At 68.2% G+C, this 9,924-nt stretch carries 11 protein-coding genes; 6 read left to right on the top strand and 5 right to left on the bottom strand.

The features are described from left to right. Nucleotides 1-193, top strand: a 193-nt coding sequence (locus tag ABZ646_RS31460; protein ID WP_360526292.1) for a hypothetical protein, incomplete at its 5' end; no start/stop codon positions are given. Nucleotides 194-242: 49 nt separating this feature from the next. On the opposite strand, the gene ABZ646_RS31455 is transcribed toward ABZ646_RS31460, so the two are convergent. Together ABZ646_RS31455 and ABZ646_RS31450 are read right to left on the bottom strand one after the other, a co-directional pair. Next, nucleotides 243-815 (bottom strand): Fic family protein, encoded by a 573-nt coding sequence (locus tag ABZ646_RS31455; RefSeq protein ID WP_360526289.1) that lies wholly within the window; start codon nucleotides 813-815, stop codon nucleotides 243-245. Next, entirely contained in the window at nucleotides 812-1,162 is a 351-nt protein-coding gene (locus tag ABZ646_RS31450) for a type II toxin-antitoxin system Phd/YefM family antitoxin (protein ID WP_360526286.1), read from the bottom strand. Before ABZ646_RS31450 ends, ABZ646_RS31455 begins: the two co-directional genes overlap by 4 nt. A 760-nt stretch (nucleotides 1,163-1,922) precedes the next feature. Here ABZ646_RS31450 and ABZ646_RS31445 point away from each other — a divergent pair. From ABZ646_RS31445 to ABZ646_RS31425, 5 genes are all read left to right on the top strand, one after another. Beyond that, nucleotides 1,923-2,234 carry a hypothetical protein gene (locus tag ABZ646_RS31445; protein ID WP_360526283.1) on the top strand — a complete coding sequence of 104 codons (312 nt, stop codon included), beginning with the start codon at nucleotides 1,923-1,925 and terminating at the stop codon, nucleotides 2,232-2,234. 6 nt (nucleotides 2,235-2,240) lie between these two features. After that, the gene (locus tag ABZ646_RS31440; RefSeq protein ID WP_360526281.1) at nucleotides 2,241-6,680 is read left to right on the top strand and encodes a DUF6531 domain-containing protein; all 4,440 of its coding nucleotides are present in this window, start codon (nucleotides 2,241-2,243) and stop codon (nucleotides 6,678-6,680) included. Nucleotides 6,681-6,689: 9 nt separating this feature from the next. Beyond that, nucleotides 6,690-7,253: a hypothetical protein gene (locus ABZ646_RS31435; RefSeq protein WP_360526278.1), complete on the top strand. Its 564-nt coding sequence runs from the start codon at nucleotides 6,690-6,692 to the stop codon at nucleotides 7,251-7,253. Further along, nucleotides 7,250-7,855: a DUF4291 domain-containing protein gene (locus ABZ646_RS31430; protein WP_360526275.1), complete on the top strand. Its 606-nt coding sequence runs from the start codon at nucleotides 7,250-7,252 to the stop codon at nucleotides 7,853-7,855. Before ABZ646_RS31435 ends, ABZ646_RS31430 begins: the two co-directional genes overlap by 4 nt. A gap of 152 nt (nucleotides 7,856-8,007) precedes the next feature. Further along, entirely contained in the window at nucleotides 8,008-8,514 is a 507-nt protein-coding gene (locus ABZ646_RS31425) for a hypothetical protein (RefSeq protein ID WP_360526298.1), read from the top strand. Nucleotides 8,515-8,563: 49 nt separating this feature from the next. Here the strand turns inward: ABZ646_RS31425 and ABZ646_RS31420 are convergent, their stop codons facing one another. The 3 genes from ABZ646_RS31420 to ABZ646_RS31410 all read right to left on the bottom strand — a co-directional run. Next, nucleotides 8,564-9,148, bottom strand: coding sequence for a flavin reductase family protein (locus tag ABZ646_RS31420; protein WP_360526295.1), 585 nt, complete (start codon nucleotides 9,146-9,148; stop codon nucleotides 8,564-8,566). A 71-nt stretch (nucleotides 9,149-9,219) separates the two neighbouring features. Then, nucleotides 9,220-9,456 carry an acyl-CoA carboxylase subunit epsilon gene (locus ABZ646_RS31415; protein ID WP_360526272.1) on the bottom strand — a complete coding sequence of 79 codons (237 nt, stop codon included), beginning with the start codon at nucleotides 9,454-9,456 and terminating at the stop codon, nucleotides 9,220-9,222. A 33-nt stretch (nucleotides 9,457-9,489) separates the two neighbouring features. After that, the coding region (locus ABZ646_RS31410; RefSeq protein WP_360526269.1) for a carboxyl transferase domain-containing protein at nucleotides 9,490-9,924 on the bottom strand (435 nt) is incomplete at its 5' end.

The raw sequence follows: 9,924 nt of genomic DNA, 5'->3' as shown, positions 1-9,924 counted from the left end.
GATGGGCTCGTGGTCTACGTGGCCACCGTCGAGTTCGCTGCAGTATGCGAAGGTGGCCGAAACCGAAGTCGAGCAGCAGACAACGGCCAACCGGTTCGAAGCGCAACTCCGCGACAACCAGACAGAGGAGACCGTGCAGGGCGCTCTCGGTGCGCCGACTTTCTGGGAACCGGCGCACTCCATTTCGGCCTGACACGTGCCAGACAACAGGCGCCGCGCCTGCCGGTCGGGAGACAGAGGCGTCATCCCGTGGTGGTGATGAGCTCGTCGAGTACCTGCTCCAACAGGTTGTTGTCACCGAGGAAGCTCTTCACCGAGGCGTCCTCGTTGCGCTGGGGGTCCAAGCCCGACCAGTTCAGGTCGTATCCCGCATCGGTGCTGAGCTGGGCCAGGAACGCCCGCTGGGCGCGGCCGTTGCCCTCGCGGAACGGGTGGAGGACGTTCATGTCGCCGTACAGCTCGGCCAGCCGGATGACGAATTCCTGCCGGGGGAGATCCCGCAGATGACCGGAGGAGGCGAGACGGCCGAAGACCTCGCCGGCGTAGGACACCAGGTTTCTCGCCGGGCAGAACGGTGTGCGCTTGGCGATATTCACACTGCGTAACTCGCCTGCCCACGGATAGATGTCGCCGAAGATCGCGGCATGGAAGGCCTGAAGATGGCCGAGGTCGTACGCGCCGGGCAGGGGGCGTTCGGCGAGCATGACGAGGCGCGCCCGGGTGATGTCCGCCTCCGCTGCCGCTAACAGTTGATGGTCGGTGATGCCGAGCTTGTTGCGCAGCACGCCGTTGGGCATGGCGTACGGATCGTTCACCCTGCCCGCCGCTCCGAAGTCTGTCCGTGGCGGGCGATCGCGCGGGCGACAAGGGTGTCCGCGTCGAGGTCGCCCTTCACGTACGCCTCGGTGTCGCGGTCGGATACCTCGGAGGCGTGGAGCCCCTCGGCCTCGATGGAGCCGGTTGCCGAGGCGACGGCTGCACGCCGTGCGGCTCGGCCGCTCAGTGCCTCGAAGGCCTCGACGGACAGGAGGACGCCCTGGGGCTTGCGGTGGGCGCCGATCAGGACCGGGTCGGCATCCGCGCCGGACTCCGACAGGTCGGTCAGGATCCGCGACAGTCTGGCGCGGGCGTCGCTGACGGTCACGACCTCGGGGATCTCCATGCTGTCACCGTACCCATATAGAGTCTTGATTCTGTACAGATTCTAGTACGGATTCTGGTGGGATGCGCCCCCGGCGTGCCGCCGCATTCGTTGAAAGAGGTGCCGCAAATTCCGCCCAGAGCTCGTACGACGTACGCGCTGGCCGTAGCCTTCGGCCAGCATCTGCAGGTGTGCGCGGCCATGGGCGACATCGACGGCTGCGCCCTCGGCGAAGCCGAGAAGGTGCACTCCGTCGACGGCCACTCCCACAACGGCGGCTGGCTCCGCTTCGACGGTTCCCGCCACCCCGAGGAACGGGGGCTTGCTATCTCCAGCTCGGCCGTCCCGACCTCGCGGAAGATGCCCTCACCGCAGCCCTCGCCCAACCGCTGTCCTGCGCCGTCGCGCAGCCGTATTGAGCGACCTTGCCGTCCTCGGGCCCATCGGGATGACGTGGATCAGGTCATGCAGTACGCGGAGACGGTGCTTGCTCTGGCCGACCGGCTGAACTCGCGATTCATCGGCAAGAAGCTGGACGGACGACCTGGCAGCAGGGGACGGACTCGGTCATCTTCAAGTGCATCGAGCAGATGGCAGCCACCGCCGCTACCCACTGAAAGGGCGCTTTCGTGTCGCTCCTGCGGCTCTGCCCGGGAAGGAGCTGCGACCGCAAGCAGGCGGGCTTTGCCATTCCTTGGACTGGCCCATACCTTCCGCATAACCCTTCTCCCTAGTGTCGTGGGTTGGCATGTGCACAGAGTGAAGTGCGGGGGTGGGTGGCATGTCGGACCTGAAGAAGGAAGCCGCGTCGATGCACAAAGCGGCTTCGGGGCTGCGTGGGGTGGGGCAGCACACGGCGAAGCCGTTGCAGCAGTTCCAGGCGCAGTCCCATGATCTGGGCGCGCTGGGCGCTCTCGGGTCACTCCTGAGCGCCACCGGCGAGATACGCGAGGGCATGACCACGCTCGCCAGGCTGGCCGAGCAGCTGGACGAGGAGTGGGAGGCGGAGGCGAAGCTGATCGGCGAGGTGTCCGACGCCTTCGATCTGCTGGACGTGCTGATCGCGGCCGCGGCCCAGGGCGACAAGGGCTGACCGGGCGTGGTGGACCTCAACCCCCTGCACTACGTCAGCAAGTTCAACCACATGTTCGGCGACTCGGTCGCCAGTGGTCTTGAGTTCCTGGGCATCTCGGATCCGGCGGTGGATCCGGACGGGGTGCGTGAGATCGCGAAGAAATGGCGGCACCTGGCCGGCGGCCTGGACGACTCCGCCGGCGCCGCGGAGCGTGCCCTGCGGGGCGTGGAGTGGGAGGGCAAGGCCGCCAAGGCGTTCAACAAGCGTTCCAAGGCGGCCCGAAAGCAGGCCACGGAGATGGCGCACGCGCTGCGCGAGGGCGCCAAGGCCCTGGACGACTTCGCGGACACATCCCACGAGCTGCTGTCCGAGATCGGCGTGATGCTCGCGGAGATAGCCGAGTTCGAGATCGCGGGCCTGGCACTGTCGGTGCTGACCGCGGGCGCCTCGGACGTGGCCGCCACCCTGATGGCGGGCGAGCGGGCGCTGAAGGTGGTGGCGCTCGTCGCGCGGATCGAGGAGGAGGGCACCGCCCTCGGTACCGCCGTGCGCGGGATCATGGAGGTCGTCCGGGGGGTGGAGCGGGCGCTGAAAGCGCTCAAGGAGATCCGTGCCGTCGCCGAGGTCGCCAAGCTGGCCAAGCAGGGCGCCGCCTTCTCCGCGTTCACCACACTGCTGGAGGACCCGGGCGCGTTCAGGGACCCGGAGAAATTGGCAGGCATCCTCACCGAGGGCGCGGTGATGGGCGTCGGGTTCGGGATGCTCGGCAAGGCGCTGGGGAAGGGGCTGAAGGCGCTGGGGCCCGCGGCGCTTGCCAGGCTCAGCAAGTCGATGGGGATGGACTGCGCCGCGTTCGAACGGCTGAAACTGAACCCTGGCTTCGACAAGCTGCCCGCCTCGATCCGCACCCTGGTCAAGAAGTTCGTGCGGGACCCGATCGACGTGGCCACCGGCGACATGGCCGTGCCCCGCACCGACGTCCTCCTTCCAGGGGTGTTGCCGTTGGTCCTGGAGCGCACGCACATATCGTCCTACCGCCATGGCGGCTGGTTCGGTCCCAGTTGGGCGTCCACCCTCGACCAGCGTGTCCAGGCGGACGAAGAGGGTTTCGTCTACGCGACCGCGGACGGCGCACGTCTGTGCTTCCCGGTCCCTGCCCCCGACAGCGGCGAACCCGTGCGACCGGACACTCCCGGCTCACGCCTGCTGCTGTCCTGGGACACCGAGGTCGACGGCGGTATCCGCGTCCACGACCCCGACACCGGCCTGGACCACGTCTTCCACAGCCCTGTGCCCGCGGCCGACGACACAGCCGTCGACCTGCCGTTGCAGTACATCCGGGACCGCAACGGCAACCGCGTCACCATCGAGTACAAGACGGGCGACATCCCCGGAGCCGTCGTTCACTCCGGCGGCTACCGCGTCGTTCTCGACCATGACCCCGCCCGGTCCCGTATCACCGGCCTGCGCCTGACCGACCCCGCCCACCCGGACCGGCCGGGCACCACCCTGGTCACCTTCCGCTACGGGGAACACGGCCGGCTCATGGAGGAGATCAACTCCTCGGGCCTGCCACTGCGCTATACCTACGACCCGGAAGGCCGTATCACCTCCTGGACCGATCGCAACGACACGACCTACTGGTACCGGTACGACGACCGAGGCCGGGTCACGGCGACCGGCGGCACCGGAGGTGCCCTGGCCTCCACCCTCGCGTACGACGAGGAGTCACGCACGACCCGCGTCAGCGACTCCCTCGGCCACGTCCGTACCTATGAGCACAACGCGGCGCTGCGCCTGATCCGGGAAACGGACCCGCTCGGCAACTCCACCTGCCAGGAGTGGGACGAGGACCTCCAACTCGTCTCGGTGACGGACCCGCTGGGCCGCACCATCCGCTACGACCGTGACGACAGCGGACGGATCGTTTCCGCCAGCCGGCCGGACGGCCGGACGGCTCACATCGCCTACGGTGCACTCGGGCTGCCGGTGACCGTCGTCAGCACGGACGGCAGGCAGTGGGACTGTGCATACGACGAGCGCGGAAATCTGACCTCTGCCACAGCTCCGTCGGGAGCCGTGAAGAAGTCCGCCTTCGACCGGGCCGGGCGCCTCACCAGCGTCACCGACGCACTCGGCGCCACCACCCGCATCCAGTCCGACGCCGCCGGAGTTGCCGAACACGTCACCGACCCGTGCGGAGCCTCGACCCGATACGCCCTGGACGCGTTCGGCCGCCCGGTCACCCTCACCGACCCGCTCGGCAACGTGACGCGTCTGGAGTGGACCATCGAAGGGAAGCCGGTTCGCCGCACCGCCGCGGACGGCACCACCGAGTCGTGGACCTACGACGCCGAGGGAAACCGCACCGGCCACACCGACGCCACGGGGGCCGTCTCCCGCTTCGAGTACACGTACTTCGACCGGTTGTCGGCACGTACCGGCCCGGACGGTGTCCGGTACACCTTCGCCTACGACACCGAGCTGCGTCTGACCGAGGTCACCAACCCTCAGGGTCTGACCTGGACGTACGCATACGACCCCGCCGGACGGCTGGTCACGGAGACAGATTTCGACGGCCGCACGCTGACCTACACCTACGATGCCGCGGGCCAGCTCACCAGCCGCACCAACGTGCTCGGTGAGACGATCCGCTTCGAACGTGACGAACTGGGCCGGACCATCCTCAAGGACGTCGCGGGCCAGGAGACCACCTACGCCTACGACCTGACCGATCAGCTTTCCCGGGCCACCGGTCCGGACGGCACGACCCTCATTCTGCTCAACGACCGCGACGGACGCCTGAGCTCGGAGACCGTCGACGGGCGCACCCAGACCTACACCTACGACATCCTGGGCCGCCGGACCAGCCGCACCACTCCCGCCGGCGCCACCACCACCTGGTCCTACGACGCCACGGGCCGCCCCACAGGGATACAGGTCTCCGGCCGCAGCATCGACTTCACCTACGACGCAGCAGGCCGGGAGCTGGCGCGTCGCATCGGCGAGGCGGTCACCCTGGAACACGGGTTCGACGCCCTGGGCCGCCTGACCACCCAGTCGGTGACCCGCGCGGACGGCCGCACGCTGCAACACCGCGTCTATACCTACCGCCCTGACGGCTGTCTGACCGCCATCGACGATCAGCTCGACGGCACCCGGCACTTCGACGTCGACCAGACCGGCCGGGTCACCGCAGTCCACGCCCACAACTGGACCGAGACCTACGCCTACGACAACGCCGGCAACCAAACGCACGGCACGTGGCCCGATCAACACCCCGGCCACGAAGCCACGGGCGCCCGCACCTACACCGGCACCCGGATCACCCGTGCGGGCAACGTCCGCTACGAACATGACGCCCTCGGCCGCATCACCCTGCGCCAGAAGGCCCGTCTGTCCCGCAAACCCGACACCTGGCACTACCAGTGGGACGCGGAAGACCGCCTCACCCAGGTCATCACCCCCGACGGCACGCAATGGCGCTACACCTACGACCCCCTGGGCCGCCGCACCGCCAAACTCCGCATCGCAGCCGACGGCGAAACCGTCGTGGAGCGCGTCGACTTCACGTGGGACGGCGCAACCCTCTGCGAACAGACCGCGCAGTCCGTCGACTTCCCGAACCCCGTCACCCTCACCTGGGACCACCAGGGACTCAAACCCGTCGCCCAGACCGAACGCATCACCGCGGCCGATGCGCCTCAACAGGAGATCGACTCCCGCTTCTTCGCGATCGTCACGGACCTCGTGGGCTCTCCCCGCGAACTCGTCGACGAACAGGGGGACATCGCCTGGCGCGCCCGCAGCACCCTCTGGGGCGCCACCACCTGGAGCAGCGACGCCACCGCCTACACCCCCCTCCGCTTCCCCGGGCAGTACGACGACCCCGAAACCGGCCTCCACTACAACTACTTCCGCCACTACGACCCCGAGACCGCCCGCTACCTCACCCCCGACCCCCTCGGTCTCACCCCCGCCCCCAACCCCAACACCTACGTCCACAACCCGTACACCAGGACCGATCCACTCGGTCTCGAGGAGTGCGGCGAGGACCTGATCTCGGTCTACCGCAAACAGACCGACCATCCACTGAGTCAGCGGATTCACATCGGTGAGAACGGCGAGGTGACGATCACCGGTAAGGGCAAGCTCTATCTGAACATGAGCGGCGACATCAGGCACACGCTGGAATACCGGGGTGACGGCGGTCAGATCGTCTCCTTCAAGATCTCGGAAGACTATCTGCGCAAGGTCCGTGAATCGGCCCTGCCGCAGAACAAGGACGACCATCCTGACGGTGACGCCTTCACCCGTACGGAATGGAAAGGCCTGCTCCAGGAGTACCCGGAAATCTCCGATCCGACCAAGGGGAAGGATCTCTACGGAATCCCGGCCAAGCTCCTCAACGAACTCCGCGACAACATCGTCAAGGGCTCAGGACGTGTCGAACAGGAAGGATAGGATCGTGTGATGATCCACAGCGAGGAGAGTGTCGCTGCCGAACTGGACCGTGTTCGGCAGCGTCCCGCGATCGAGTCGGCTCCACCGGTTCTGGCCGCTTTCACCGTCGATGTCTTCGAGGGGACGTCCGAGGCGTACGAGCTACGCGTCCGTCATGTCCTGTCGGCCGCCCTCCACCTGGCCTGCACGGCGGAATTCGACGATGAGGACCTGCCGACGGACGGGTTCCCCGACTGGTTCACGACGGCCTCCGTCCGGGACGGCGAGGCGCCGGCAGAGGAGTTCGTCCGGCACGGCCGCACCGCATACGGGGACCGTAGCGGTGGAGGCCCTTGGTCCTTGCAGAACTGGATCTACCGGTTCGACCCGGACGAGGATTCTCGCGGTTGGGAGTTCTGGGACATCGTCCGGGTGGGGCCGTCGCGGCTCCGTGTCTGGGTCGACAGCTGGGGAGAATCGTTCTTCGGCTCCCTTGAGCTGCTGTGGCTGCTGTACACGGCCGGTGCCACAGGCGTCGAGGGACCGGAAGTGCACAAGGCGAGTACGTGGGTGTCCGAGGTGCGTGGCCGGTGACGGAGGTGGGGCAGAGGCGGATCGTGCGGGCGGAATACGCCGACTCCACGGTCGCGGTGTACCAGGCGTACCCACAGGAAATCGCGGAACCGGCCTTGCGCGCCGGGACGTTCGTCGCCCCGTTCAAGCGCGACCGCATGACGTGGATCAAACCCTCGTTCCTGTGGATGATGTATCGCTCAGGCTGGGCTCGGAAGCCGAACCAGGAAAGGATTCTGCGGATCGAACTGGACCGCGCCGGTCTGGAATGGGCGCTGGCACACGCCGCCCTCAGTCATTTCCAGCCTGGTGTGCACGAGGACCGGGCTCAGTGGCGGGCAGAGGTTGCCGAATGTCCGGTGCGTGTGCAGTGGGATCCGGACCGGTCGATCCATCTGGAACCACAGCCATGGCGAGCCATTCAGATCGGTCTGTCCGGTGAAGCCGTGGACCGTTATGTGGACAACTGGATCGTGAACATGACGGACGTCACCGATGAGGCAAGGTCGGTCAGAGCCGCCGTACTCGACGGCAAGACTGATGAGGCGTTGCGCCGGCTGCCGCCTGAGCGCCCATACCCCCTTCCGGAGGACCTCCGTCGGAGAGTGGGCGCGGACGGGTGACCGGGTGCCGGACGAGTAGTGCGCAAATGGGCCGCTTCGCGGCGTACAACCTTTCGGGAAGCCGCCGGTCTGAACAGGCACAACACACCTACGCGAGCTACCGGGGGGTAGTCATGCGACGGCGACGAATAGGTACGGCACTGGCCGCGATGATGCTGGCGGGCGGTGGGATGTTGGCCGGTGCGGGGTCGGCGGTGGCCGCGCCTGCGGCTGTGGACTGTGCCGTGACGTGGGGGAGTCTGGACAAGAGCGGTGACTCGGTCACCAACACGCGGCTGGTCGACGTGCGGGCCGGGCAGCACGCGTGCTTCGACCGGCTGGTGTTCGACGGCGCGGGCACGGGGGCCGACCCGATCGGGTACCGCGTCCGCTACGTCGACGTCCTGCACCAGGACCCGTCCGACGCCGTGGTTCCGATCAAGGGCGGCGCCATCCTGGAGATCTCGCTGTTCTCCTCGCGCTACGACCCGGCGACCGGACAGCCCTACCCGGCGCTTCCGGCCGTCGACGTCACCGGCTACCGGACCTTCCGGGAGTTCAAGGTCACGGGTGGGTCCGAGGGCTACACCCAGGCCGGGCTGGGTGTCCGGGCCCGGCTGCCGTTCCGGGTCTTCCAGACGGCCGGCCATCTCGTGGTGGACGTGGCGCACACCTGGTGATCCGAGCCGGTCTGCCGGGCTCGGCGCGACGGCCGTACCGAACCGGCTCTCAGCGAGCCGGACCGGGTCTGTCGGCGTAACGGACCCGCTTGATCTCGTGCACGGCACCCAGCGTGGCCCACTCGTCCCTGCCGAGCCGCGCCAGCGGCCGCAGCAGGCCGATGTCCGGGTGTCCGTCGACGAGCATCTCCCGGTGGACGGCGACGTGCAGCACGTGGCCGAAGACGAGGGTGGAGTCACCGATCCGCAGGGTGCTGTGCAACCGGCACTCCAGCGCGGCCGGTGACCCCGCCACCCGGGGCGGTCCGACCGAAACGCTGGGCTCTCGCCGGATGCCGAGGGCCTCGAACTCGCTGATGCCGCGCGGGAAGTCCGTGCCGGTGGCGTTGATCGTCTCGAAGTCCTTCTCCGACGCCAGGTTGACGACGAACTCGCCGGTCTCCTCGACGTTGCGCAAGGTGTCCTTGCGCCCGACGGAGGTGAACTGCACGACGGGCGGCTCCACGGACGCGACGGTGAAGAACGAGTGCGGCGCCAGGTTGTCGACCCCGTCACGCCCGGTCGTCGACACCCATGCGATCGGCCGGGGCACGACGAGGGCGGTGAGAAGGCCGTAGAACTCCCGGGCGGGCATCCCGTCCGGGGTGAACGACTCGCGCGCGCCGCCCTTGTCCGTGGCGCGCTGCGGCTGGTGCGTTTCCACGGTCAGCGCCAGCTGACGGGGTTGCGGTAACCGGTGACGCGCTCCAGGCGGCGCCAGCCGGCCCGGGGACGCCGGTCGCCGTGAGCGAAACGGGGTGGGGAACCGGGGCCGCCCGCGGCCGCGCGGGCCATGAGCACGACGGTGAGTGCGGCGAGTTCGTCGTCGGTGGGCTCGCCCTTGACGATCTGGACCATGGGCACGGTGGCGGAGGTCATCGCTGCCTTTCGGTGTTCGGGCACTGAGTCTATGTTCGCAGGTCGGGGATCGGGCGCCTACTGGGGTGGGTTGCCGTGCTTGCGGGCGGGGAGGTCGGCGTGCTTGGTGCGGAGCATCCGCAGGGAGCGGATGAGGACCTCGCGGGTCGCGGCGGGGTCGATGACGTCGTCGACCAGGCCGCGTTCGGCGGCGTAGTAGGGGTGCATCAGCTCGTCCTTGTAGTGCCGCACCATGTCGGCGCGCTTGGCCTCGGGGTCGTCGGCGGCGGCGATGTCACGACGGAAGATCACGTTGGCGGCGCCCTCCGCGCCCATCACCGCGATCTCGTTGGTCGGCCAGGCGAACGCCAGGTCCGCGCCCACCGAGCGGGAGTCCATCACGATGTAGGCGCCGCCGTAGGCCTTGCGCAGCACCAGCGAGATCCGCGGCACCGTCGCGTTGCAGTACGCGTACAGGAGCTTGGCGCCGTGGCGGATGATGCCGCCGTGCTC

It is taken from the genome of Streptomyces sp. NPDC007162, from assembly GCF_040634175.1.
Lineage (GTDB): Bacteria > Actinomycetota > Actinomycetes > Streptomycetales > Streptomycetaceae > Streptomyces.
Note: the sequence above shows the minus strand (reverse complement) of the source record. Positions and strands in the feature narration are given on the sequence as shown.